General features: G+C 66.6%; 24 protein-coding genes, 1 tRNA gene and 1 pseudogene. 10 read left to right on the forward strand and 16 right to left on the reverse strand.

What is annotated here, in order from left to right:
* Positions 1 to 48 precede the first annotated feature (48 nt).
* Positions 49 to 873 (reverse strand): MOSC N-terminal beta barrel domain-containing protein, encoded by an 825-nt coding sequence (locus WD430_RS18365; RefSeq protein ID WP_339103869.1) that lies wholly within the window; start codon positions 871 to 873, stop codon positions 49 to 51.
* Between the two features lie 158 nt (positions 874 to 1,031).
* On the opposite strand from WD430_RS18365, the gene WD430_RS18370 reads away from it, so the two are divergent.
* Together WD430_RS18370 and WD430_RS18375 are read left to right on the forward strand one after the other, a co-directional pair.
* Complete coding sequence (locus WD430_RS18370; protein WP_339103870.1) at positions 1,032 to 1,496, forward strand: dCTP deaminase; 465 nt, start codon at positions 1,032 to 1,034, stop codon at positions 1,494 to 1,496.
* A 195-nt stretch (positions 1,497 to 1,691) separates the two neighbouring features.
* Positions 1,692 to 2,198, forward strand: a complete 507-nt coding sequence (locus WD430_RS18375) for a hypothetical protein (RefSeq protein ID WP_339103871.1) — start codon at positions 1,692 to 1,694, stop codon at positions 2,196 to 2,198.
* Between the two features lie 5 nt (positions 2,199 to 2,203).
* Here the strand turns inward: WD430_RS18375 and WD430_RS18380 are convergent, their stop codons facing one another.
* From WD430_RS18380 to WD430_RS18410, 7 genes and pseudogenes are all read right to left on the reverse strand, one after another.
* Positions 2,204 to 3,004 carry an enoyl-CoA hydratase-related protein gene (locus WD430_RS18380; RefSeq protein ID WP_339103872.1) on the reverse strand — a complete coding sequence of 267 codons (801 nt, stop codon included), beginning with the start codon at positions 3,002 to 3,004 and terminating at the stop codon, positions 2,204 to 2,206.
* Positions 3,004 to 4,587, reverse strand: a complete 1,584-nt coding sequence (locus WD430_RS18385) for a long-chain fatty acid--CoA ligase (RefSeq protein WP_339103873.1) — start codon at positions 4,585 to 4,587, stop codon at positions 3,004 to 3,006. Before WD430_RS18385 ends, WD430_RS18380 begins: the two co-directional genes overlap by 1 nt.
* A 213-nt stretch (positions 4,588 to 4,800) precedes the next feature.
* Positions 4,801 to 5,154: pseudogene (locus WD430_RS18390) on the reverse strand (DUF6159 family protein); the annotation flags it as partial.
* A 49-nt stretch (positions 5,155 to 5,203) separates the two neighbouring features.
* Positions 5,204 to 5,938, reverse strand: a complete 735-nt coding sequence (locus WD430_RS18395) for a 2-oxo acid dehydrogenase subunit E2 (protein ID WP_339103874.1) — start codon at positions 5,936 to 5,938, stop codon at positions 5,204 to 5,206.
* Between the two features lie 65 nt (positions 5,939 to 6,003).
* A complete protein-coding gene (locus WD430_RS18400) occupies positions 6,004 to 6,267 on the reverse strand; it encodes a lipoyl domain-containing protein (protein ID WP_339103875.1) in 264 nt (87 codons plus the stop codon).
* A complete protein-coding gene (locus WD430_RS18405; protein ID WP_339103876.1) occupies positions 6,264 to 7,310 on the reverse strand; it encodes an alpha-ketoacid dehydrogenase subunit beta in 1,047 nt (348 codons plus the stop codon). Before WD430_RS18405 ends, WD430_RS18400 begins: the two co-directional genes overlap by 4 nt.
* On the reverse strand, positions 7,310 to 8,323 hold the full coding sequence (locus WD430_RS18410) for a thiamine pyrophosphate-dependent dehydrogenase E1 component subunit alpha (protein ID WP_339105838.1): 1,014 nt from the start codon (positions 8,321 to 8,323) through the stop codon (positions 7,310 to 7,312). The genes WD430_RS18405 and WD430_RS18410 overlap by 1 nt, the downstream gene beginning before the upstream one ends.
* A 142-nt stretch (positions 8,324 to 8,465) precedes the next feature.
* Here WD430_RS18410 and WD430_RS18415 point away from each other — a divergent pair, with 142 nt between their 5' ends.
* The 3 genes from WD430_RS18415 to WD430_RS18425 all read left to right on the forward strand — a co-directional run bounded on the left by WD430_RS18415 (position 8,466) and on the right by WD430_RS18425 (position 12,440).
* The gene (locus tag WD430_RS18415; protein ID WP_339103877.1) at positions 8,466 to 9,092 is read left to right on the forward strand and encodes a universal stress protein; all 627 of its coding nucleotides are present in this window, start codon (positions 8,466 to 8,468) and stop codon (positions 9,090 to 9,092) included.
* A 497-nt stretch (positions 9,093 to 9,589) separates the two neighbouring features.
* A complete protein-coding gene (locus WD430_RS18420) occupies positions 9,590 to 11,107 on the forward strand; it encodes an HTTM domain-containing protein (protein ID WP_339103878.1) in 1,518 nt (505 codons plus the stop codon).
* Positions 11,108 to 11,294: 187 nt separating this feature from the next.
* On the forward strand, positions 11,295 to 12,440 hold the full coding sequence (locus tag WD430_RS18425) for a DUF4352 domain-containing protein (protein WP_339103879.1): 1,146 nt from the start codon (positions 11,295 to 11,297) through the stop codon (positions 12,438 to 12,440).
* Positions 12,441 to 12,717: 277 nt separating this feature from the next.
* On the opposite strand, the gene WD430_RS18430 is transcribed toward WD430_RS18425, so the two are convergent.
* The 7 genes from WD430_RS18430 to mct form a co-directional block, all read right to left on the reverse strand.
* A tRNA-Thr gene (locus WD430_RS18430) sits at positions 12,718 to 12,791 on the reverse strand.
* 11 nt (positions 12,792 to 12,802) lie between these two features.
* The gene (locus WD430_RS18435) at positions 12,803 to 13,330 is read right to left on the reverse strand and encodes a GNAT family N-acetyltransferase (RefSeq protein ID WP_339103880.1); all 528 of its coding nucleotides are present in this window, start codon (positions 13,328 to 13,330) and stop codon (positions 12,803 to 12,805) included.
* Positions 13,296 to 14,522: a phosphoglycerate kinase gene (locus WD430_RS18440; protein ID WP_339103881.1), complete on the reverse strand. Its 1,227-nt coding sequence runs from the start codon at positions 14,520 to 14,522 to the stop codon at positions 13,296 to 13,298. The genes WD430_RS18435 and WD430_RS18440 overlap by 35 nt, the downstream gene beginning before the upstream one ends.
* Before the next feature lie 135 nt (positions 14,523 to 14,657).
* Positions 14,658 to 15,278 (reverse strand): CBS domain-containing protein, encoded by a 621-nt coding sequence (locus WD430_RS18445; protein WP_339103883.1) that lies wholly within the window; start codon positions 15,276 to 15,278, stop codon positions 14,658 to 14,660.
* Between the two features lie 170 nt (positions 15,279 to 15,448).
* The gene (locus WD430_RS18450) at positions 15,449 to 16,210 is read right to left on the reverse strand and encodes a GTP cyclohydrolase III (protein ID WP_339103884.1); all 762 of its coding nucleotides are present in this window, start codon (positions 16,208 to 16,210) and stop codon (positions 15,449 to 15,451) included.
* Positions 16,211 to 16,325: 115 nt separating this feature from the next.
* Complete coding sequence (locus WD430_RS18455; protein WP_339103885.1) at positions 16,326 to 16,652, reverse strand: DUF5785 family protein; 327 nt, start codon at positions 16,650 to 16,652, stop codon at positions 16,326 to 16,328.
* Between the two features lie 360 nt (positions 16,653 to 17,012).
* Entirely contained in the window at positions 17,013 to 18,185 is a 1,173-nt protein-coding gene (mct, locus tag WD430_RS18460; protein ID WP_339103886.1) for a succinyl-CoA:mesaconate CoA-transferase, read from the reverse strand.
* A 138-nt stretch (positions 18,186 to 18,323) separates the two neighbouring features.
* On the opposite strand from mct, the gene glmS reads away from it, so the two are divergent.
* The 5 genes from glmS to citE all read left to right on the forward strand — a co-directional run bounded on the left by glmS (position 18,324) and on the right by citE (position 23,703).
* Positions 18,324 to 18,779 carry a methylaspartate mutase subunit S gene (glmS, locus tag WD430_RS18465; protein WP_339103887.1) on the forward strand — a complete coding sequence of 152 codons (456 nt, stop codon included), beginning with the start codon at positions 18,324 to 18,326 and terminating at the stop codon, positions 18,777 to 18,779.
* Positions 18,780 to 20,219 carry a methylaspartate mutase subunit E gene (locus tag WD430_RS18470; RefSeq protein ID WP_339103888.1) on the forward strand — a complete coding sequence of 480 codons (1,440 nt, stop codon included), beginning with the start codon at positions 18,780 to 18,782 and terminating at the stop codon, positions 20,217 to 20,219.
* Position 20,220: 1 nt separating this feature from the next.
* On the forward strand, positions 20,221 to 21,507 hold the full coding sequence (locus tag WD430_RS18475) for a methylaspartate ammonia-lyase (RefSeq protein ID WP_339103889.1): 1,287 nt from the start codon (positions 20,221 to 20,223) through the stop codon (positions 21,505 to 21,507).
* Positions 21,500 to 22,567 carry a 2-methylfumaryl-CoA hydratase gene (mch, locus tag WD430_RS18480; RefSeq protein WP_339103890.1) on the forward strand — a complete coding sequence of 356 codons (1,068 nt, stop codon included), beginning with the start codon at positions 21,500 to 21,502 and terminating at the stop codon, positions 22,565 to 22,567. The genes WD430_RS18475 and mch overlap by 8 nt, the downstream gene beginning before the upstream one ends.
* Before the next feature lie 92 nt (positions 22,568 to 22,659).
* Entirely contained in the window at positions 22,660 to 23,703 is a 1,044-nt protein-coding gene (gene citE / locus WD430_RS18485) for an L-malyl-CoA/beta-methylmalyl-CoA lyase (RefSeq protein WP_339103891.1), read from the forward strand.
* A gap of 88 nt (positions 23,704 to 23,791) precedes the next feature.
* On the opposite strand, the gene WD430_RS18490 is transcribed toward citE, so the two are convergent.
* A complete protein-coding gene (locus WD430_RS18490) occupies positions 23,792 to 25,153 on the reverse strand; it encodes a hemolysin family protein (protein WP_339103892.1) in 1,362 nt (453 codons plus the stop codon).
* Positions 25,154 to 25,340 lie beyond the last annotated feature (187 nt).

Here is a 25,340-nt window from a genome sequence, read left to right on the forward strand (position 1 = left end):
CTCTGTTTCGATCGACGAACAGCAACGCGTCGGTCGTCGACGCTCGAGTCAGTCGGCCGGCGTCGGGGACGGAACGGGCTCCCCGACGGTGATCGGCTCGCCGACCGAGAGCGTCGCTCCCACCGACGCCTGCGGGACCCGCGTCTCGGACAGCAGCCGGAAGTAGTGGTCGAACCGCACCGCGGTCGCCCAGTCGGGCAGCGTCGCTTGGCGGCGCTCGACGAACGTCTCTCGGAACCCGTCGGTTTGCACGCCGGTCTCGGGGTCGCGCGCCGAGACGCCGCGCAGTTGCGACGGCGCGGTACCGTACAGCGTCGTCGACCCGACCTCGACGGGAACGATCCGATCGGCCCGCCCGTAGAGTCGGTCCTCCCAGAACGGCGGGGCGCCGCCGACGACGAGGGTCGGCTGGAAGCGACGGCACAGTTCGTCGGCGTCGATCTCGTCGTACCATCCAGCGACCGTCTCGAGCGTCTCGGCGCTGACGACCGTCGGCCCCGACGGAGCCGCGACGTCCGGGCCGCCGCCCTCGTCGGTGCGAACGATTTCGACCGGGTAGCCGAGGTACTCCGAGAGCCACGAGGCGAAGCACTCCCGATCGAGGTCGAGGTGGAAGGTCGCGGTCTCGTCGCTCCCCCGTTCACCGACCGTCACGGTCTCTCGCTCGAGGTCGTACGTGGTCTCGAGCCTGCGGAGTCGGGGCTCGCGTTCCGCGGTGATCGGCGCGGGTCGGGCGTCGCTTCCCGCCGTTCGTTCGACGATCGTATACCGCCGCTCCCACGCCGGCCCGCCGTCGACGAGCGCCCGTTCCGAAACCGATACCGCATCGAGGGACGCGACCGGCCGAATCCGTATCCGCTCGAGATGTACCATCGGCCCTACTGTCTCTATCCGAACGGATATGTCTGTTCATTTCACAACTCGAATTGAAAATTCAATATCGATGGTGGTTGGCGTTCGTCGCGACTGCGTCGGAATCCGACGCGGCGAGGACACGTTTTTTGCGCTGGGAAACCATCACTACGACCGAAATGTCCGCCGAGAATCCGCTCGCCGAGGTCGTCGACAACCTCGTGTACGAACCCGCACAGGTCCACGAGCACGGCATCGATCTGACTGTCAGCGCCGTCTACGAGGTCGCCGCGCCCGGTCGACTGGATTTCGGCGGCGACGAACTCGAGGACGCCGACCTCGAGCCGGTGCCAACCGAACTCCGCGACCCGGACGACGAGTTCGGCTGGTGGGACCTCGAGGGCGGCCAGTACGTCCTCCAGCACAACGAGTTCCTGACCGACCTCGAGGAGCCCGTTCAACTCCAGCCGCGCAACGACCTGCTGGCTCGCGGCGGCTCTCACCCCTCGGTGCTGGTCGCGTCGCACCTGCCGCTGATTCCGCTGACCGTCGCCGACGGCGGCCTGCGAATCAAGGAGAACGCACGGGTCTCGACCCTGGTTCCGGTCGGTGCGGTCGGCGGCGGCTCCCCTCGATCCGAGTAGGACCGCGGTGCGCCCCGTCGCACTCACCGCGCCGGTCGGAGCCGCTCTCGGACGAATCGATGTTCTCGTTTCCGGTAGTTCGGTGCTACCGACGCGACCGCACGGTAGAGGCGGTGGACGCGGTGGACGTAACCCTCGGTACGACGATTCCTGAACTGCATAACAGTTATCATGTTAGGAGTGTGACTTGAACTAATGGATTCGAATCGGGGACTCGTTTCGCTCGGGTTCCTTCTCACGCTACTTCTCGTTGGAATGGGTCTCATCACCGTGTTTCATGGAGGGCCGAATGCGACGAACGAGGATGTCGCGCATGTCGAGAGCTATCCGGTCGGTCCGGAGAGACCGACCCCGTTGACCTCCTCGAACGTCGCGGACTACGCTGGTACGTACGAAGAGCGCCTGTTCTACAACGACCTACTCGCGAGCCAGAACCACAGTCTCGAGGCCGATAAACGAGTGATAGCCGACTGTTCCCCACTCTCAGTTTCGAACGCGAGTACGGACGGGTTTCACGTCCAGTTGGAGTGTCGAGGCGAGGTCACCGACTCATCGCAACCGTCCGAATCCGAGGAGTTCACCTACTCGGCCACCTATCGGATAACGAATAATACGACAAAACAGACTGTACTCCGGAATTATCCGTTCGGAACGGACAGAGCGTTCAATAACGAACGGAACGAGACGGCCGAAACCGAGTGACCGGATTACCGACCTTCGTACTCCGGATCGCGGTCCTCGAAGAAGGCCTCGACGCCCTCCTCGTGATCCGCGGTGTCGAAGACGATCCCCTGGGCCGTCGCCTCGTCGGTCAGGGCCTGCTCGAGGGACTTGTTCAGCCCTTCGCCTACCAGCCGATTCGCGTGTCGGAGCGCGATCGGCGGACCGGAGACGACCTTCTCGACGAACTCGTCGACCCGCTCGTCGAACTCATCGGCGCCGTAGACGTGGTTGACGAGCCCGATCTCCGCGGCGCGGTCGGCGTCGATGATATCGCCGGTCAACACGAGTTCCTTGGCGACGTTCTCGCCGACGACGCGGGGCAGCAGGTAGGAGGTCCCGGCGTCGACGCTCAGCCCGACCTGCCGGAAGACGAAGCCGAAGACGGCGTTCTCGCTGGCCAGTTGCACGTCGCAGGCGATCGCGAGGTTCGCGCCGGCGCCGACGGCGGGGCCGTCGACCAGCGCGACCGTCGGAATCGGGAACTCCACCACCCGCCCGATGAGCGCGTTCGTCGAGCGCTCGAGTCGGCGCACCCGCTCGTCGGCGGGCACGTCGTTCTCGATGCCCTCGACCATCCGCTCGATGTCGCCGCCGGCCGAGAACGACCCGCCCGACCCCTCGATGCAGACGACTCGAGCGTCGCTGCCTTCGATCTCGTCGAGCGCCTCTGAGATGCCGGCGCTGATCTCCGCGGAGAGGGCGTTGCGCCGATCCGGCTGATCGAGCGTGATGATCGCGCGGCCGTTGGCCTCGATCTCGAGGTGGACCGCCTCACCCAGCGCCATTATTCGGCCTCCGCTTCGCTCTCTTCTTCCTGCTCGCGGAGCTTGAACTTCTGGACCTTCCCCGTGGTCGTCCGCGGCAGTTCCTCGACGAACTCGACCTCGCGGGGGTGCTTGTACTCCGCGAGGTTGGTCAGGCAGTACTCCTTGATCTCCTCCTCGGTCACGTCGCCGTCGGGCGTGCGGACGATGAACGCCTTGACGGTCTCGCCGCGGCGCTCGTCCGGGATGCCCGCGACGGCGGCGTCGGCGACGTCCTCGTGCTCGAAGAGGAGTTCCTCGACTTCACGCGGATAGACGTTGTAGCCGCCGGTGACGATCATGTGCTTCTCGCGGTCGACGACGTAGAAGAAGCCGTCCTCGTCGCGGTAGCCGACGTCGCCGGTATGGAACCAGCGTCGGCCGCCCTCCTCGGTGAAGGCCTCCTCGTTGGCCTCGGGTAGGCCGTAGTAGCCCTTCATCACGTTCGGGCCGGCGACGACGATCTCGCCGGTGATCTCGTGGAGGTCGGCCTCCTCCTCGTCGACCGGCCCCTCCTCGACGGGGTCGACGTCCTCGAAGTCGTCGTCGACGACCCTCGAGTCGACGCCGGGGACGGTCCTGCCGATGCTACCGACGCGTCGGCCCTCGATCGGGCTGTTGAAGTGAGTGATCGGACTGGTCTCGGTCAGTCCGTATCCCTCGTAGATCTTCGGCTCGTAGAGCTCCTCGAACTGGCGCAGGACCTCGACCGGGATCCCGGAGCCGCCGACGCCACAGAGCCGTAGCGAGGACATGTCGAACTCCTCGGCGTCGGGCTGGTTGATGATGTCGTTGTACATCGCCGGCACGCCGTGCATGACCGTCAGCTCCTCGTCCTCGATCAGCGAGACGGCCTCCTGTGCGTCCCAGGAAGCCATCGGGTAGTAGGCGCCGCCGTTGAACAGCGACGCGTTCATGACGACGGTCATCCCGTAGATGTGGAACAGCGGCAACACGCCGAGGGCCTTGTCGTCCGGCCGGATCCCGTCGGGGATGAGTTTCGACGCCGCGTTCGCGTTCGACGCGAGGTTCTCGTGGGTGAGCTGGACGCCCTTCGGCTGGCCCGTCGTCCCGGAGGTGTACGGCTGGACGGCGTCGTCGTCGTCGTCGCGCTCGGTGATCCCGGGATCGCCCGGCTCGAGGAACGCCTCGAACTCGGTAGCGCCCTCGGCCTCGCCGCCGACGCTGACGATGTGCTCGACGTCCGTCTCGTCCCGTACCTCCCGGACGAAGGGGACCAGATCGGCCAGCGCGACGACGACCTTCGCCCCGCTGTCCTCAAGCAGGTGACCGATCTCGCGCGCCTTGTACTGCGGGTTCATCGGAACGACGACTCCGCCGGCCCGCAGCGTCCCGTGGAACGAGATCAGAAACGGCGGGACGTTCGGCAGATAGAGCGCGACCCGGTCGTCGGCACCCAGCCCCCGTTCCTCGAGCGCGGTGGCGAACGCCCCGGTCTGACCCCAGAACTCCTCGTAGCTCGTCTCCGAGCCCTGAAACCCGATCGCGGTGTTCTCGCCGTGGTCCTCGACGGCGGCCGCGACGTTAGTGACAAGATTTGTCATGCTACGTGCGATGTGTTTCCGTGTACCGTAAAAAAGATTGTCAAAGATCCACCGGAGTACTCCTTTCCGACGGTAACCGCTCGCCCAGACGAGACAGTCAGCGTTAGCGAATCGTTCCGGTTCGCCGACCTCGGCCGGACCGTTCTCGAGCGAGAAGCAGGTCGACTGGCGATCGGTGCGAACGGGTGACCGCGACTGGCCGATCCGGGCGAGTCAGGTATCGACGAAGATCCCGTCCGGATCGAGTTCCGCGAGCGGTCCGACGCGCTCGCCGTCGGTCGCGTACCGGTAGAGCGCCGTTCGGACGATCATGCCCAGTACCTGCGTAACGACGATGGTCGCGACGACGAGGACGCCCCCGAGCGCACCGAGCGCGTACGCAGTGGGTCCCGTCGCCGAGACGTAGGCAACGGCGAGCATGCAGATTCCGGTCAGCGTGACCGGGAGCAGCGCGAGTCCGATACCGAACGCGGCAGTGATGGACTCGCCCCACGTCCGGGCGAACGCGTCGCCGCTCTTCCGGAGCTCCGACCGGAGCGATCCCGTTCGGTCCGTGACGATCACCGGGACGACGAAGAAGGGGAACGGAGGCGGGGACGGAACCCGCCGAGTCGGATCAGCCGTCGGGCGCGAACCGCTCGGCGCTCTCGGTGTGCTCCGCGAGCGTCTCGAGGAACCGGGCCGCGTCCGCGCCGTCGACGACCCGGTGGTCGAAGCTGAGGTCGTAGGTCAACTCGCGGCGGAACTCGAGGCCGTCGCCGCTCCGTCGCGGGCGCTCTCGCACCCGCCCGATTCCGAGGATCGCGATCTCCGGCGGGTTGATGACCGGCGTGAACGAGTCGACGCCGAGGACGCCGAGGTTCGTGACGGTGATCGTCCCGCCGCGGAAGTCCCGCATCGTGTACTCGCCGGACTGAACGGTCTCGGTCAGCCGTCGCCGCTCGGTCGCGATTTCGCCGAGGGACTTCGAGCCGATATCGCGGAGCACCGGCGTCACCAGTCCCGCGTCGATATCGACCGCGACGCCGACGTTGTGCTCCTCGTACAGCCGGTGGGTCCCGTCCTCGAACGTCGCGTTGAACGCGGGATGCTCCTCGAGCGTCGCCGAGAGCGCACACAGCACGGGGTCGACCAGCGAGACGTCCGCCTCGAGGCGGTCGTTCGCCGTCTCGGTCGCCCGAAACAGCGCCTCCGCGTCGACCTCGCGGCTGGCGGTCACGTGGACGGCGTTCCGATAGCTGTCCTGCAGGCGGTTCGCGATCGTCCGTCGCATCGGGGAGAGCGACCGCTCCTCGCGGACGGTGCGGTCGGTCTCGTCGCTCTCATCTGGCTCGGTATCGTTCGATGACATGGGAATGGAATAATCGATATCAGTGGCTTCGATGGCCGTTCGAAACGAGGCGAACGCGGGGATCGCTACGCCGGGGCGATCCAGGCGAGGACGTCCCCGCGCTCGAACTCGTCGTCTTCCTCGAGGGCGATCTCCTCGAGCGTGCCGTTCGTCGGCGCCGGAACGTCGACGCTGACCTTCTCGACCTGGAACTCACAGAGGTCGTCGCCTTCCTCGACGCTGCTTCCCTCGCTCAGGAACCAGTTGACGACGACGCCCTCGTCCTCGTCGGTGTCCGCCGGCCAGACGTCGCCGGTGTCGACGGCGACGCGATCGTCGTCCGGACTCATTCGTCACCGTGGGCCGCGCGGATGGCGCCCGTGATGTCCTCGGCGTCCGGAATGACCTCGTTCTCCATCGGCCGGGCGTAGGGAAGCGGAACGTCCGGGACGGCGACCCGTTCGACGGCCTCGAGGTCGGCGAGGCCGTCCTCGGCCACCCGCGCGACGATCTCGCCGGTGACGCCGAACGAGCGGTAGTCCTCGTCGACCACGACGAGGCGGCCGGTCTTCGCCACCGAGTCGCGGACGGTGTCGGCGTCGAGCGGCACGAGCGTCCGGAGGTCGACGACCTCGACGTCGATCCCGTCGTCGGCGAGGTCGTCGGCGGCCTCGAGCGCGCGGTGGACGTGCAGGCCGAGCGTGACGACGGTCACGTCCGCCCCCTCGCGCTTGACGTCGGCGCTGCCGAAGGGGATCGTGTAGTCGTCCTCCGGGACGGGCGTCTTCGGCCCGTCGGGAGCCGGCAGCCAGCCGATACCCATGAGCCGCTTGTGGAACAGGTAGACGACCGGGTCGTCGTCGCGGACGGCGTTGTGCATCAGCCCCTTCGCGTCGTAGGCGGTCGACGGCACGACGACCTTCATCCCCGGCAGGTGGGCGAACGTCCCGTAGAGGGTCTGGGAGTGCTGGGCGGCGTCGTTGTACGTGCCGCCGACGGCGGCCGTGAGCACCATCGGTACGCTGACGGAGCCGCCGCTCATGTAGGTGTTCTTGGCCATCTGGTTGTAGATCTGGTCCATCCCGACGCCGAAGAAGTCGACGAACATGAGTTCGGCAATCGGTCGCATTCCGGCCTGAGCCGCCCCCACCGCGGCGCCGATGTACGCCGTCTCGCTGATGGGGACGTCCATGACGCGGTCGCGGCCGAACTCCTCGAGCAGCCCCTCGGTGCTGTCGAAGATGCCGCCGTAGTCGGCGACGTCCTCGCCCATGTAGAAGACGTCGTCGTCCGCGCGCATTTCGTGGGCGATCGCCTCGACCATCGCCCGGCTCATGGTCAGCGATCGATCCGTCTGCCCTCCCTCCGCCGGGTCTTTCTCCTGTTGTGCCATCAGTCGTCACCTCCGAGTTCCGCGGCGGTCGGTTCGCTGTCCGTCACGCCCGACGGCGGGTTCGTGAACACGTCCTCGTGAGCGTCCGCCGGCTCGGGCTCCGGTTGCTCTTTCGCCCACTCGATCGCCTCCTCGACGCGCTCGCGAGCGCTCGAGCGCAGGCCGGCGATCGTCTCGTTGTCGACGCCGTGGGCGCGGAGATCCGCCTCGAGTCGGTCGATCGAGTCCCGTCCCTCGGCCGCGGTCTTGTCCTCGTCGGAGCGGTAGGCCTCGGGGTCGCCCATGAAATGGCCCATGCGGCGGTGGACCTGCACCTCGAGCAGCGACGGCCCGTTCCGGTCTCGAGCGCGACCGATCACCTCTCGCGCGGCCTCGTAGACCGCGACGGCGTCGTCGGCGTCCACGCGAGCGCCCGGGAGGTCGAACCCGTCGGCGCGCTGGGCGCCGTTCTCGACGTCGGTGACGCGTTCCTTCGGCATGCTGATCGCCCAGTCGTTGTCCTCGACGACGAAGACGACGGGGAGGTCCTGTACGGCCGCGAGGTTGAGCGACTCGAGGAACGCGCCCTGATCGATCGCGCCCTCGCCGAGGAACGCGACCGCGACGCTGTCGGTGTTGCGCTTCTTCGCGGCCAGTCCGGCGCCGACCGCGGGCGGACAGCCCTCGGCGATGATTCCGCTGCACGCGAAGTTGACGTCGGGATCGAAGAGGTGCATGTGGCCGCCCTTCCCCTTGCTCAGGCCCGTCTCGCGGCCGAAGATCTCGGCGGTCATCCGCTTCAGATCGACGCCCTTCGCGATGGCGACGTGGTGAGGGCGGTGCGGGGCCGTGACCGTGTCGTCGTCCCGCAGCCGCTGGCAGACCCCTGCGCCCGCCGCCTCCTGGCCCGCGGCGAGGTGTAACTCGCCGGGAATCGGCCCGGCGGAGATGTCGAACGCCGGTTGCTTCCCCTCGAGGTACTCCTCCTGCAGGCGCTCCTCGTAGTGACGCGCCGTCACCATGGCCTCGTACATCTCTTGAAGTTCGGTAACAGGTACCATGCTCGGTGGGTGTGACTACATCGATCGATAAATAGCTAGGCACCGGAACGGCGACGCGAGTCCCCTAGAGCGGGACTCGAGGCTATATACGTCCGTATTCCTAACGTCCGATACCATGTATCAGGACGTGCTCATTCCGACGGACGGGAGCGACGGGACCCGCCAGTCGATCGATCACGGGTTGGCCATCGCGAAGCGGTTCGACGCGACGATTCACGCGCTGTCGGTCGTCCCGGAGGGCCCGCTCGGGACGTTGCAGAACGATACGGCGATCACCGCCGCCGACCGCGCCGTCGAGCGCGTCGAGCGGGAGGCCGCCCGCGAGGACGTCGAGGTCGTGACGGCGGTCGAGCAGGGCGTTCCCCACGAGGAGATCCTCGAGTACGCCGACGAACACGGCGCGGACATGATCGTCATGGGGACCCAGGGCCGGACCGGTCTCGACCGCGTACTGATGGGGAGCGTCACCGAGCGCGTCGTCCGGATGGCCGACGTGCCGGTCGTGACCGTTCGCCTCTCCGAGGACGTCCGGATCGACGACGCCGACGAAGCGGAACGGATCGCCCGCGAGGCGCTCGCCGCCGAGGACGGATCGCTCGACCCGGCAGCGATCTCCGTCCTCGAGGAACCCCACCGCACGAGCGCCTCCTGGATCGTCCCGCTCGAGACGGCCACCGATACCGTCCACGTCCACGTCGACGCCGTGACCGGTGAAGCGCGGACGGCGACGCGATCCGAGTGACCGGCCGCGTGGCACTACCGATCGGGCCGAGAGAGCGACGGTGGCGATTCCGCCGCGTTCCGGTTCGAACCGGTCGACGATTGGCCCGGACCGACGCTCCAGCCGCGTCACACCTACATAGTTTGGCAATGGAGCTATCAGTATCTGGGACGTTCACGCTAATGACGAGGGAGGAACACCTAGTCGTTGCCAGTAGGGGGGTTCCGACTCTGAGACAGTTCCCTCGTCTCGGTTATCACCGTTCCACCGTCGGCCTCCACCAGCCGACTTTTTCAGGCGCTCGAATCGATACCCGCCGGACCGACAGCGAGTGACGCTCGAGTCGGGTCGGCCGAGCGAGTCTCGCTCGATCGGTCGTAGCCGCGGCTTTCGTACGTCTCGAGAGGCCGTCGTCCCATTCGTTCCCGGCTCATTCCGAACGCGGCGCAATGTGATGGTCAGCGTGACACTACAAAGCACTTATACTAGCGATCGAATCCTCCAGACGTCACCCGCCGATGAGTTCGTCACAGCAGGCATCGAAATCGACCGATCGACCCCGGACGGCGCTCGAGCGATTCCGCGCGGTCGCGAGGCCGCGCCTGGGCGTCGATCCGCGAGCGCTCGGCGCGTTTCGAATCGCGCTGGGAGTGCTCTTGCTCGCCGATCTGGCGTTCCTCCGGATGCCGGGACTGATTCCCTTCTACACCGACGACGGCGTCTTCCCGCGGTCGGCGCTCGCCGACGTCTATCCGACGTTCGCGGCCGCGTCGCTCCACGCGGTGTCCGGCGCGGCGTGGGTGCAGGGGATGCTGTTCGCGATCGCCGGCGTCGCCGCCGCGTGTCTGCTCGTCGGCTACCGGACGAAGCCCTCGCTGGGGCTCTCGCTGCTCCTGTCGGCCTCGCTGTTCGCCCGGAACCCGCACGTGGTCAACGGCGGCGACACCATCCTGCTCACGTTCCTGTTTCTGGGCCTGTTCCTGCCCCTCGACGCGCGCTGGTCGCTCGGCGGCGGTCAGCAGAGCGACGACGCCCGCGGCCGGAATCGACCGGTCTACTCGCTCGGGACGGCGATACTCTGCGTCCACTTCGCGACCATCTACGCGGCGAGCGCGGTCCACAAGTACCAGAGCGACGCGTGGCTGTCCGGGACGGCGGTACCTCGAATCTTCCACCTCGAGGAGTACATCGTGCTACTCGGCCCGTCGCTCGCCGAGTTCCGCGCCGTCCTCACCGCGATCAACTGGGTCTGGGTCGCTCTGCTCTCCGTCTCGCCGTTCCTGATTCTGTACACCGGGCGGCCGCGGGCCGCACTCGCCGCCGCGTTCGGCTGCGCCCACCTCGGGATGGCCGCGACGATGCGCCTGGGCGCGTTCCCGTTCGTCATGATCGCCGGCCTGCTCCTGTTCTTCCCGGCGTCGGTCTGGGACCGACTCGAGCGGGCCACAGCAACTGTCGGCCCGGCCCTCCGTCAGCGGCTCCCGTCCTCGATTCGATCGCATCGAATCGACGGGGTCGGACCGCTGTTGCCCGACTCGAGGCCCCACGTTCCTCGCGTTCGGCGGGGCGTCCGGGTCGGGAGCACCGCGCTGCTCGTCGGTGTCTTCGTCGCGCTCCTCCTCTGGCAGGCGGCGGGCCTCGGGATCGCCGAGGATTCGACGCCGGATCTGGACGGCGAGCTCTCGGAGGTGAGCTGGTCGTTCTTCGCGCCGAACCCGCCAGATACCTCGAGCCGGTACGCGATCGAGGCGACCCTCGAGTCCGGCGAGACGATCGACGCGGTCGACGGCGGCGAGGTCGCGTTCGACCGTCCGCCGGACGCCGCCGAGACGTACCCGACGACCCTCTGGCACCGATACGGCGTCGATATGCGCTACGCCGGCGAGTCGCAGTACGAACCGGCGGCGGCGTACGTCTGCGAGGCGGTGGATCGGGACCTCGAGTCGGTGACGATCTATCACGTCGAGCAGCCGGTCGACGCGGACGGGCCGGTCGGCGATCCGGTCGTGACCGAACGGATCACCAGGGGATGTTAACGGGAATACTCCATTTCCTTTCAAGAGAGTCCGGTCGAACCACTCAGTCACTCCGTGTGCGATCGCCACGACGGAGATCGAGTTGACCGAGAAGAGATCCTCGAAGATATCTAGGTCGGAGATGACGTCGATCCTAAACACCCGCGGAGGGCGTAGCAGTTGGCTGCTAATCGACTCCTCGAGTTCGGTGTCAGCCCGCACAGGGGCGACAACGCACTCGATATCGGCACCGATGATAGCCAGTAATCTTATCGTGAAACCATCCAATTTTGCTGATATGAATCGACGAACGGTGCTCCTTGCGAGCGGTGTCACACTCTCGACTGCGCTGGCCGGCTGTTCTGGTGATACGGACGAAAACAGTGACGGAAACGGGACTGGGAACGGCAACGAAACAGAACCTGAAAACGGAACCGAAAACAGCACCGAAAGCGAGACTGCAAATAGCGACGAAGACGGCGAGGAAGAATCAGGGAACGAAGACGTCGACGACGTCGAGGCGGTCGTCGGCTCACTCGTTGAGGGCGAGAACATCCATCTCGTCGTCGAAGATACTGAGACCACTACCCAGATCGGGGATTTTCAAGAAGCCGACAGCGGTACCGAATACCTTATCGCCACGCTCGCGATGAAGAACGTCTCAGAGGACTTCATCAACGTCTCCCAACTGCTCCAGACGTCCGTTCGCGACGACGAGGGGTATTCGTACACACAGTCGCTCGCCGTCACCGATCAGCCATCGTTCGATGGCGGTCAGTTCGTCCCCGGCGAAGTCGAACGCGGTACGATCGTCTTCGAACTGCCCCAGGATGCGACCGGGCGAACCCTCGAGTTCGATTTCGACGTCGACCTCATCGGAGGGGTCAATCGCGCCGAGATCGACCTCGAGGACGAGACTGGCGTTCATACTCTCGAACAGGATCTCGCGATCGACGTCCACGATGTCGGTGAGACGGTCGGCTTCAGCGATGTCTCGGTAACGGTCAACGGGGTCGAGTTCGAAAGCGAACTCGGTCGCTATACCCAACCTGACGAAGGCAACGAGTACGCGATCGTCGATATTTCTATTGAGAACAACTCAGGTGAAGAACAGTCCGTCTCGACCATGCTGCAGATGCTCGTCAAAGACGGCGCGGGCTGGAGCTATCAGGAGGATCTGATGGCGGCCTCGCAACTGGATCGAGCGTTTGACGAGGGCTTGCCGCTCTCGGACGGGGAGACGCGGCGCGGCCAGCTCGCCTACGAGGTCGAACAGGGCCTGCACTCGCTCTACTGGGTGTTCGAATTCTCCCTTTGGACCGAGGGCGATAAGACGTTTTGGCGACTTCGCTGAAGAAGATCGTCGTGTGTCTCCGCTGGTTCATACGCTTCGGGCTCGACATCGTCCGGATCGAACGTCCGCCCGCAGAGGGTCGTGTACGTGATCCCGGACTCGAGGTGGCAGCCGTTACCGTCGGCGGCGATCAGAACGTACTGCCGTACTGAGTCACGCCGCGACACCTCCGTTAGAGCCGGCTGAGGGGTTTTGAACCTCGGTTCGGACTACCGGAAACGGTGGTGTTTCCAGTGGGTTCGATACCAGTTGGTAGCGGAGTTGAACTACGGATCCAAGCCAGGGCGGGGATTTGAACCCCGGGAGTCTCGATTACAAGTCGAGTGCATGAACCACCCATGCTCCCCTGGCGCAGTTTCGGGTTAGCCGTCCTCCTTTGAAGGTGTATCGTTTTCCGAGCGGTCGTCCTCGACCTCGAGGTCGCGCTCCATCGCGACCCGATAGGTCTCGTACCCCTTCCGCTCGTAGAACCGGCGGGCGGCCTCGTTGCGGGCCATCACCTCGAGCACCACGACTTCGGCGCCCTGGGCTTCGAGTTCGTCCTCGGCGGCCTCGAGCAGCGCCGTTCCGAGTCCCTGCCCGCGGGATCCGGGAGCGACGTAGATGTTCGAGAGCAGGCCGCGGGTGGCGTCGAGCTCGAGCGAGCCGCGCTCGAGGGAGAACGAGGCGAAGCCGACGACGGTCTCGCCGTCGCGGGCGACGAGCAGGCCGTCGTTGACCTGGTGGGCCGCGAGCGTGTCCCGCATCGTCTCCCGGTTGGCGTCGGCGTGGACGTAGGAGTCGTGTCGGCGCTGGTCTCGAGCCAGCCGGACCCACAGGTCCGCGACCGCCTCGACGTCGTCGGCGGTGGCGCGTTCAATCGTCGGCCGGCTGTTGTCGTTTGGGACCATCCTCGAGTGCGGTCACGGCGGGCAGCGGTTCCGCGGTGAGCATCCGCAGGGCGGCGCCGCCGCCGGTGCTCACGTGGGTGAAGCCGTCGACGCCGAGGCTTCGCAGCGCGGAGGCGGTGTCGCCGCCGCCGACGATGCTCATCTCGACGTCGGTCGCGGCGCCGTAGAGCTGCCGGGTGCCCGTCGCGAAGGCCTCGTCCTCGAAGACGCCGGCGGGGCCGTTGAGGATGACCGTGCCCGCGTCCTCGAGCAGGCGTTCGTAGTAGGCCAGCGTCGAGCTGCCGATGTCCTTGGCGGCCTCCTCGTCGCCCGGCGGGAGGGCGTTGACGCCGAGTTCGTGGCGCTCGCCGTCGCGCTCGACGGCGACGTCCCGTGGGAGCGCGATGCTGTCGCCGTAGGCGTCGAGCAGGTCGGCGGCGCGGTCGATCTCATCCCAGTAACCCTGATCGTAGATGAAGTCGGAGCTGGCGTCGCCCACGTCGACGCCGTCGGCGATGAGGAAGACGTTGCCGACGACGCCCGCGGTGAGGACGTGATCGGCCAGCCCCTTCTCGAGGACGGACCAGGCGACGTCGATCGAGTCCGGGACCTTCGCTCCGCCGAGGACGTAGATGCGCGGTTCGGGGGTCTCCTCGATCGTCCCGAGGACGTCGAGTTCCGACTCCATCACGCGGCCGGCGTAGCCGGGCAGGACGGTCGGGAAGCCGACCAGCGAGGGCTGGGAGCGGTGGGCCGCGGCGAAGGCGTCGTTGACGTAGACGTCCAGCGCCGGCGCCAGTCCCTCCACGAGGTGGGTCTCGGCGGCGCGCTCGGGGTCGAACTCCATGTACTCCTCGCTGTAGAAGCGCGTGTTCTCGAGGACGACGCAGTCGCCGTTCTCGAGGCTCCGGACGGCTTCGCAGGCGGCGTCGCTGAACGTCGCGTCCACGTGGCCGACGGGCCGCTCGAGCAGTTCAGAGAGCCGCTCGGCGTGGGACTCGAGGGAGACGAAGTCGTCACCGCCGGGTCGGCCCTGGTGGGCGAGGACGGCGACCCGGCCGCCTCGCTCGAGCAGTTCCGAGAGGGTGTCCACGTGGGCACGCAGTCGGGCGTCGTCGGCGAGGGTACCGTCGTCGCCGATCGGGCTGTTGATGTCCACGCGGACGCCGACGGTGGTCCCTTCGACGTCGAGGTCGTCGAGGGTATCGATCATTATCCATGGGTGCACCGCGGCACCCGAAAGGTCTTTCTATCGGAGAAATCGCTGTCGGTGACCGTTGTCACGCCACCGCTTGACACGCAGCGGTCGCGTCCGCTCGGGCGACGCGGACCGCCGGCGACTCGGCGGTCACACCGTGCGACAGTCCGCACAGACGAGTTGGCCGTTGGCGTCCCACAGCGCGTCCGCGAGCGAGCCGCAGGCCTCGCAGACGCCCTGGGTCGTGTACTCGTCGCCGCCGTTGGCCAGCGCCCGCGAGTCGAGGCTCTCGCCGGACGGCTGGGACTGGGCGGCGCGCTCGTCCGACGGCTGGGACGCCTCGAGTCCGGCGCCGGCGTCGGCCGTCCGCGGCGACGTCATCGTGGCCTGGAACGAGCCCGCGGCGGCGATGACGTCGCGCTGAGTGACCAGCCCTACCACGCCGTCGTCGTCTTCGACCACGACGTTGCGGATGTTCTCGCGGGCCATCGCGTTGGCGGCGTCGGTGAGCGACCGGTCCGGTCCGAACGTGATGACCGGCGAACTCATGACGTCGCCGACGGTCGTCTCGGACGCGTCGCGGTCGTCGGTGACGACGCCGAGGACGTCCCACTCGGTCATGATTCCGACCGGTTCCGTTCCGCGGACGACGAGGACGCAACTCGAGCGCTCCTCGCGCATGAGTTCGACGGCGCCGCGAACCGTGTCCGACTCGCTGACGCCGACGTAGTCGTTCGTCAGGACCTCTCTGACCGACAGTTCCGATTCCATGTGTGAAAGATAACCACACACCGGCTAAAAGCTACTCCCGCCACTCTTAAGCGAATCGGGGTCGAAGTTTCGTGACTCGGCTTCTCGACGGCTCTACGCGGGAAACTGTTCACCGCGCTGGCTGACGGTCCCACGGACGGTCGGAACGGCTCTTTCGACGCTCGAACCGCTCACCACTCGAGTTCGACGCGGGTTCCGTTGGCCCGACACTCCTCGAGGGCGTGTTTCGCGGCGAAGCCGGCGTCGTGGGCGCACTCGCCGCGGCCGACGCCGACCTGCAGTTCGACGTCGACGGCCTCCTCGACGTGGCCGATCGCCTCCTCGTAGTCGGCTCGGTCGAGGTCGGGGCAGGCGACGATGATGTTGTCCCCGCCGACGAAAAAGGAGAGTCCGTCGTGGGCGTAGCGCATGTGCCGCATCAGCTCGGCGTACCCCTGTTCGATCTCGATGAACGTGTCGAAGGCGTTGAGTTCGTCGGTGTAGGTGCCGGTCGCGTTGATGACGTCGAAGTGGGCGATCTGGACGTCCTCTTCGGTTCGGTCGGCGGTGCCGACGGCCCGGCCCTCGAGGCACTCGCGCCGGTCCTCGTCCTGGGCGCTGCCGGCCTCCTGGACGTGCGCGGTCGCGTCCGCCAGTGCCTGCACGGGGCTGGCATCGGTCGCGACGCCGAGGCTGAGCGTCACGGGATAGCGGTTGCCGACGGACTCCTGGAGGAGCGCGTGATCCTCGAGATCGAGGCCGTTCGTGACGGCGATCATGTTGTCGAAGCGCGTGAAGAAGGTGTAGCCGCCGCGGTTACCGACGAACTGGGAGATGTCGGCGTAGAGCCGGGACTGCATCGTCTGGAGGTCGGCCTCCCGACGGGGCTCCGGCGTGACCGTCCACGGCCCGTAGTTGTCGATCTGAACGAGCGTAACCTGCGTATTAGTCACGGTAGCAGAGGGTTTCGAACGCCGTCGTATAAGTGATACGTAATCCAGATGTGAGATGGGATCCGCGAACGGCGTCCTCAGGCTGGTCTCGAGTCGAGAGACGATCGCGTCCGCTTCAGGCGTGTTTCCGCTCGGGGTCCTTGCCCTGCGGGTGGTACTCCCAGAAGTCGCCGGCGCGCATGGCGTTGCCGACGGCCTTGTGCATGTCGAGGATCGTCTCGAAGTGATCGGGTTCGACGTACTCGAAGATCTCGCGCATCGGGACGACGCGCTTGTAGTTGATCCGGATCGGGTAATCGCCGTACTCCGCGACGAACTCGTCGCGCTCCATCGGGAAGTCCTCCTCCTCGTCGACCTTGTCCGCGATGATCCGCATGTCGTACTTGCGCATCCCCTCGCTGCCCTCCTCGCCGTCTGGATCGACGGGCCAATCGTTGCTCATACTCCGACGTGTGCAGGGGTCCCGCAAAAGGGTTACTCTCTTCGGGCGACAGACAGTGACACTGCCGTCGGCGTCACCTGGCTCTGCGGACCGTTCGGCGCACCGATGGCAGACACCGGCGAGTCGACGCTACCGATGATGGGGTCCATCCGATTGTGTGACACCATCTCGAGTCCGGCGACGCATGACTGCGGTCCGTGAGCTGCCAGAGGTTGATCCACCGACAGTAGTACGGTGGTATATAAATAAGACCGCAATTTGATATAAACTATAAGAGGGAACCGTATCAGTACCGTTACAGTGTAAACGAATCCGAACAGGACATCAGTTCGTTCGGAAACGAAACCGGCTGATGATCGCTCAGTCGTCGGCCGTCTTCTCCGCCCGCTCACCCAGAATCTCCTCGCGGTGTTCGTCCAACAGCGGCGCGCGACCGCGAGGCTTGGGCTCGGTCTCGCTCATCTTGATCGGGTTGCCCGCGATCTCGACCTCGGTGCCCGAGCCGGGCTGTTCGACGGGCACGAGCATGTCACGCGCGTGGACGTGCGGGTCGTCGAAGATCTCCTCGGTGGTCTGGACCTTGGCGGCCGGGACGCGGCCCTCGAGTTTGCTCACGAGTTCGTCGTTGGACTGCGCTCTGGTCCAGTCGGCGATCTCCTCGCGGAGCGTCTCGCGGTGCTCGAGTCGTTCCACGGTCGTCGGGTACGCCTCGGCCAACTCCTCGCGGCCCATCACGTCGCAGAGCTCGGCCCAGTGGTTGTCGTTGAACGCGGCGATGACGGCGTAGCCGTCGTCGGTCTCGAAGGCGTTGTAGGGGAAGAGCGTGGGGTGGGAGTTGCCCCGTCGAGTCGGCGCCTCGCCCGTGTACGACTGCTGGTAGATCGCGCGCTCGGTGAAGCTGAGCATCGAGTCGTACATGGCGGTGTCGACGTACTGGCCCTCGCCGGTCTGTTCGCGGTGGTTCACGGCGGCGAGGATGCCGATGCAGTTCAGCGTCGCGGTGAAGAGGTCGCCGACGCCGGGGCCGGTCTTCGTCGGCGGGCCGTCGGGCTGGCCGGTGGTCTCCATGACGCCGCCCAGCGCCTGCGCGATGAGATCGAAGGAGGGCTGGCCCTGCCGCTCCGTCTCACCGGTCCGCGGGTCGCCGAAGCCGCGGATCGAGGAGTAGATGAGGTCGTCGTTGTACTCTCTGAGCGTCTCGTAGCCCAGATCGTACTTCTCCATCGTCCCCGAGCGGTAGTTCTCGACGACGATGTCGGCCTCTTCGACCAGCGAGAGGAAGTCCGCGCGGTCGCCCTCGTCGCCGAGGTCCAGCTCGAGGCTCTTCTTGCCGCGGTTGACGCTCTGGAAGTAGCCGCCGTAGGCCTCCGCCTCGGGGTCGTCGACGAACGGCGGATTCGAGCGGATCATGTCGCCGCCCGGCCGCTCGATTTTGACGACGTCCGCGCCCATGTCCGCGAGCAACATCGTACAGTACGGCCCGGCCAGCACCTGGGTCAGATCGAGCACGCGCAGATTCGAAAGCGCTCCCATATACCGCTCCCTTTTTCAGGCCGGCACCTAAACCTTATTATCGATAATGTACATTGTGACATCGTCCCATAGGGACGCTATTAGGACGGTTAAGGTGTATTATCATGGAAGATCATTAACTTTATAGTGCGGTTCCTCATGGTTCTGCATACGATGTCCCAAACGGTCGTCCTCGGCGTGATCGGCTCCGACGCTCACGTCGTTGGAATCACCATCCTCGAACAGGCCTTCAGCGCAGCGGGCTTCGACGTGATCAACCTCGGCGTCCAGACCTCCCAGGAGGAGTTCGCCGAGGCCGCCGTAGCACACGACGCTGAGGCCGTACTGGTCTCCTCGCTCTACGGCCACGCCGAGCAGGACTGCCAGGGGTTCCACGAGGTCCTCGAGGACGCCGGGGTCGACGCCGTCACCTACATCGGCGGCAACCTCGCCGTCGGCCAGGACGAGTTCGAGCGGACCCGGCGGACGTTCCGGGCGCTCGGCTTCGACCGCGTCTTCGACTCCGAGACCGATCCCGAAGACGCGATCGAGGCGTTGCGAGAGGACCTGCAGATCAGACCGACCGAGTCTGAACGCGCGACGATCAGTTCCTAGATGATACGAGACGAACGCATTCCGGCCGACGAGCTACGGCGTATCGACGAGGAAATCCGATCGAACTGGCCGACGGGCGAAGACGTCGACTTCGAGGACGCCATCGCCTACCACGAGTCGCTGCCCGACAGCAAGCGATTCGCGGACGTCCTCGAGTCGGCCGACAAACCGCTCCTCCAACCTCGAGCCGGCGTGCCCCGGCTCGACGACCAGATCGAACTCCTCGAGTACCTCCACCGGGAGGGGCAGGCGGACCTCCTGCCGACCACGATCGACTCGTACACGCGCGACAACGAGTACGAGAAGGCCCAGCAGGGCTTGGAGAAGGCCCGCGAGACGGGCGACGACACGCTGAACGGGTTCCCGGCGGTCAATCACGGCGTCGACGGCTGCCGCGAGTTGATCGATTCGATCGACGCCCCGATCGAGGTCCGCCACGGGACGCCCGACGCCCGTCTGCTGGCCGCGATTACCTTCGCCGGCGGCTTCCAGAGCTTCGAGGGCGGGCCGATCTCCTACAACATCCCCTACACGAAACGCCACGGGCTCGAGGAGACCATCGAGAAGTGGCAGTTCGTCGACCGACTCGCGGGCGCCTACACCGAGCGCGGTGTGCGGATCAACCGCGAGCCGTTCGGCCCGCTGACGGGCACCCTCGTCCCGCCGTCGATCGCCATCGCGATCATGATCGTCGAGGGCCAGCTGGCCGCCACCCAGGGCGTGCGTTCGATCACGCTCGGCTACGGACAGGTCGGCAACGTCGTCCAGGACGTCGCCGCCCTGAACGCCCTCAAGAAACTGGGCACCGAGTACCTCCCCGACGAGGTCGTCGTCACGACGGTCTTCCACGAGTGGATGGGCGGCTTCCCGCCGGACGAGGCCCGCGCCAACGGCGTGATCGGTCTCGGCGGGATGACCGCCGCCATCGCTCAGCCGGACAAGGTCATCACCAAGTCCCCACAGGAGTTCCAGGGCGTGCCGACCAAGGAGGCCAACTCGGCCGGTCTTCGCACCACGCGGCAGGTCATCGACATGGCGATCGAGCAGCAGATCGACATCGACGGCATCGAGGAGGAACAGGACTTGATCGAGCGCGAGACGCGGTGTCTGATGGACACCATCTTCGAGCACGGGGACGGCGACGTCGTCCAGGGCACGATCAAGGCCTTCGACTCGGGGGCGCTGGACGTCCCCTTCGCGCCCAGCGACAGCGCGCAGGGCGCCGTCCTCCCGGCGCGGGACGACGACGGTCGCGTCCGCATCTTCGAGTGGGCCGACCTCGAGATGGACGACGATATCAAGGAGATCCACAAGGCGCGGCTCTCGCGCCGGGCCGATACCGAGGGCCGCAAGCAGTCGTTTCGCATGGTCGCGGACGACGTCGACGCGATCAGCGACGGCAAGCTCATCGGCCGACCGCAGTCAACGGGTGACGTCTAACATGGAAATCACAGGCATTCACGCGACGCCCGGTTATTCCGGGTTCTTCTTCGACGACCAGCGCGCGATCAAACGGGGCGCACAGCAGGACGGGTTCACCTACGAGGGCGAGCCCGTCACCGACGGCTTCGACGAGATCCGCCAGGCCGGCGAGACGATCATCGTCGACGTCGAACTCGCCGACGGCACCGTGGTGCGGGGCGACTGCGCCGCGGTCCAGTATTCCGGCGCCGGCGGGCGCGATCCGCTCTTTCAGGCCGACGAGTACGCCCCCGTCGTCTCCGGCCCCGTCGCCGACGAACTCGAGGGGCGGGACGCCACCGAGTTCCTCGAGAACGCGGAGACGCTCGAGGAGATGCACGTGGCAGGCGATCGGCTCCACACGGCGATCCGATACGGCGTCTCGCAGGCCCTGCTGTCCGCGGCCGCCGAAGCACAACACACCACGCGCACGGACGTCATGGCCGACGCCTTGGGCACCGAGCCCGCGACGGAGCCGGTGCCCGTCTTCGGTCAGTCCGGCGACGACCGCTACACCAACACGGAGAAGATGTTCGTCAAGGGCGTCCCCGTGCTCCCCCACGCGCTCATCAACAGCGTCGAGAAGATCGGCGAGCACGGCGAGACGCTCCTCGAGTACGTCGAGTGGCTCACCGAGCGCTCGCAGGAACTCGGCCCCGACGGCTACGAGCCCCGGTTCCATATCGACGTCTACGGCATGATCGGAGAGATCTTCGGCGCGCCCTACGACCGCGACGAGGTCGTCGACTACTTCGCCGACCTCGAGGACGCCGCGGCACCGTACCCGATCCAGATCGAGGGGCCGATGGACGTCGGCGACCGGGAAGACCAGATCGAGGCGATGGTCGAGCTCCGCGAGGGGCTCGCCGACGCCGGCGTCGGGGTCGATATCGTCGCCGACGAGTGGTGTAACACCTTCGAGGACGTGCGGGCGTTCGTCGACGCCGAGGCCGCGGACCTCGTGCAGGTCAAGACCCCTGACCTCGGCGGCGTCCACCGCAGCGGGCAGGCGGTCCGCTACTGCGAGGGGACCGAGACCCGCGCCTACCTCGGGGGCACCTGCAACGAGACGGAGACCTCTGCCCGCGCCTGCGCCCACGTCGCGCTCGCGACGAACGCCGCGCAGGTGCTGGCCAAGCCCGGGATGGGCTTCGACGAGGGGTACATGATCGTCGAGAACGAGATGCGACGGACGATCGCGCGACGGAACCGCCGACAGCGGCGACGAACCGAGAGCGAGACCGACGAGGTGACTGCGGATGACTGAGTGGACCGATCCCGACGCGTTCGCGCAGGCACTCGAGCGAGCCGACACGAAGGAGAAGGGGAACTGCTTCGAGGACTTCGCGGAGGGGGACGTCATCGAACACGACCCCGGCCTCACTTTGACCGAGTGGGGGAACCAGCAGTGGATGAGCCAGACGCTCAACCACGACCCGGCCTACTGGCGGACCGACGCCGCCGCGGACCGCGGCTTCGACGAGCCGCCGATCCACCCGGACTACCTCACCGCCGCGACGCTGGGCATCACCGTCGAGGACCTCAGCGAGAAGGGCGGCTACTTCCTCGGGCGGACCGACGTCCGGTTCCCCGGGACGCCCGTCTACGCGGGCGCCGAACTCCACGTCGAGAGCGAGGTCGTCGATACCGCGACCTCGAGTTCCCGACCGGAGTACGGCATCGTCTCCTGGCGCACCCGCGGGACGGACGCCGAGACCGGCGAGGTGCTCTGCTCCTACGAGCGGACGAACATGATTCCGCGCCGGGAACCCGTCGCGACCGACGGGAGCGGGGCTGCAACAACGGAAGCGGACGGCGACGACGAGCCCGATCTCCCCGAGGCGTTCGTCACTCCCGCGGGCGGCTACTTCGAGGACTTCGTCGCGGCCCTCGAGGAGGCCGACGCCGAGAACGCGGCGGTCGCCTACCGCCACGAGCGGGGCCGTACGCAGGACGACGTCACCGTCGCCTCGCTGCCGCTGGCGACCCTCAACACGGCCAAACAGCACCACAACGTCGACGTGATGAGCGACTCGCCGTCGGGCGACATCGTCACCTACGGCGACGTCACCCGCTCGACCGCGCTGGGCCACGCCCGCTCGGACGAAGAGACCTGGCGCGAGGTCGGCTTCGACGACGAGTCGTTCCACACGTTCGTCGCGGCGGGCGACACCGTCTACGCCTTTACGCGCGTGCTCGAGGCCGAAACTGACGCCTCGAGCGACGAGGCGGGGACCGTCCGATTCGAGCACATCGCCTTCAATCAGGACGACGAGCCCGTCTACTCCGGGACGCGAACCGCGGAGATTCGGAAACGCCCCAGCTAACCGGACCGAACGGCCGTACCGACCGCTGACCACCGCTGATCGCCGCTGACGACCACAGATCCGGCTTCAGAGACAGATCCGAACTCAGACACATGACCGACGACATCCGACTCTGCCGAACCTTCCAGACCGCACCGGCCGCCGTTCCGAAAGACGACTCGGCGAAGTACCTCGTCTCCGCGCTCACCGCGGAGGGATTCCAGGCGCCCGACTGGCTCGTCCCCGACATGGAGGACGGCACCGCGCCGAACATGAAGGCGGAGGGGCTCGAGAACACCATCGAGACGGTTCCGGAACACGACTTCCCCGGTGAGATCTGGCCCCGCGTCGAGTGGAGCTACGAGGACGAGGAGTACCGGGAGAAGGGACGCGACCAGATCGACCGCCTCGTCGGCGAGATCGGCGACGAGATCGACGGCGTCGTCGTCCCCAAGGTCGGCCGTCTCGAGGACGTCCGGCGCGCCGCCGAGGTCGTCGCCGAGGCCGAGGCCGAACACGGCCACGACGACGGCTCGATCGGCCTCTCGATCATCGTCGAGACCGGTCGCGCTCGCTCCGACCTGCGCGAGATCGCCGAGTTCGGCGAGGATTCCCGGCTGACCGGGCTGGTCTTCGGTCCCGTCGACTACACCGCCGAACTCGGCGGCCGCGACTTAGGTGACGGCCGCCCGCGCTGGGACGGCCTGCTCGAGGCGCTGTCCAACGAGGCCAGCGCCGCCGGCCTCGTCTCGATCGGCGGCCCCTTCGACGACCTGTTCAAGGAGCGTGCCGGCTTGACCTACTACAACGCGGACGAGTACGCCGATCAGGTCGAACACGAGGCCCGCCTCGGCCTCGACGGCTCCTGGTCGCTCTATCCCAAACAGACGATCCAGGCCAACACGATCCATATGCCCACGCCCGAGGAGCTCGAGCGCGACGTGAGCAAGATCGAGCGGTTCAACGAGGCCAAACGCGAGGGCACCGGCGCGGTCACGCTCGACGGCCAGATGGTCGACGAGGCCACCTTCAAGAACTTCCGCAACACGGTCCAGCAGGTCCGCGCGATCGACGAGATACGCCCGGGCCAGACCGAGGAGTACTACGACGACGACCTCCTCGAGCGCGCTCGCGACCTCGAACTCTCCTATCAGTAGGCGGCGATCGCGATCGTCGGATTCGGTTTTCGTAGTGGGCCAGATCCTCGCCGCGGTAGCGGTGGCAACGTCCCGGTCGGGGACGCCCCTAATCGGTCGACTCCTCCGCGCTCGATTCTTCCGTCTTCGACTCCTCTGCACGCGGGTTCTCGCGAACGACGAGCGACGCGATTCGAGCCCCCTCGACGTCGGCGACCTCGAATGCGTACCCGTCGACCTCGACGTGGTCACCGACCTCGGGGGCCCGGCCCAGCCGATCCAGCACGAGGCCGCCGACGGTTCCGAACTCGTCGGACTCGAAGTCGGCACCGAGTCGCTCGTTGACGTCCGAGACGGTGACGGCGCCGTCGACGACGTAGGAACCGTCGTCGCGCCGGTCGATCGAGGGCTCGTCTGCGTCGAACCCGTCGCGGAGGTCGCCGACGATCTCCTCGACGAGGTCCTCGACCGTGACGATCCCCTCGAAGACGCCCCACTCGTCGATCACCGCGGCCATCTGGGCACGGTCGCCCTGGAACTGTTCCAAGAGGTCGGTGACGGGCGTCGTCTCCGGCACGACGGGCATCTCGCGGGTGACCTCGCCGACGGTCACGCGCTCGAGGTCGCCCTCGGACTCGCCGGCTCGCAGCACGTCCTTGGCGTCGACGAAGCCGACCACCTGATCGTCCGCATCGGGATCGAGCACCGGATAGCGAGTGTGTCCCTCCTCGAGGATCAGCGTGCGAAGGTCAGAGAGCGGAAGGTCGTCGGTGATCGTCACGGCGTCGGGCCGGGGCACCATCACCTGCTGAACGGTCGTGTCGTCGAGTTCGAAGACCTGTTCGATCATCTCGACCTCCTCCGCGTCGATCTGGCCCTCGCTCCCGGACCTGCTCAGGACGGTCAGGATCTCCTCCTCGGTGAGCGTCTCGTCGGTCTCCGAGGCCGGCGGAATCCCGATCAGTCGCGTGAAGGCGTTGGCCGTCCCGTTGAAGACGATGATCCCGGGGAGGAAGGTGTAGTAGAAGAACTTCATCAGCGGCGAGACCAGCAGTGCGACGCGTTCGGCCTGGGCGATCGAAATCGTCTTCGGCGCGAGTTCGCCGAAGACGACGTGCAAGAACGTGATGAAGCTGAATCCGATGATGAAGGCGACGAGGTGGAGCAGGCTCGCCGGGAGAATCGGCGCGAGCACCGGCTCGAGCAGGGCCGCCACGGCCGGTTCGCCCAGCCACCCCAGCCCCAGCGAGGCGAGGGTGATTCCCAGTTGGGTGGTCGCGAGGTAGTCGTCTAAGTTGTCGACGGCCTCCTGCAGGAGCGTCGCCCCGGTCTTCCCCTCCGCGACCGCCTGTTCGACGGCCGACGAGCGAACGCGGACGTAGGCGAACTCCGCGGCGACGAAGAAGCCGTTCAGGGCGACCAGCACGAACGCCCCGAACAGCCGCGCGAGGTCGGCGACGAGGTCTACCATGGCCGGTCGTTCCTCCGGACTCGAGCGGTGCCTCGAGTCGACTCGCTTCTCGACGTCGATTCCACGCTCGGCGCTGGCGTCGCGCTCGAGGACGGGGACGTCCGCACAGCGTCCCCGTGAGCGGACGACCGACCGTCGCCCGCGTTCACAGTGACGGCATCCATCATACTCCCCAGTCGTCACGCCG

Source organism: Haloterrigena sp. KLK7 (assembly GCF_037914945.1).
GTDB classification, from domain to species: Archaea; Halobacteriota; Halobacteria; order Halobacteriales; family Natrialbaceae; genus Haloterrigena; species Haloterrigena salinisoli.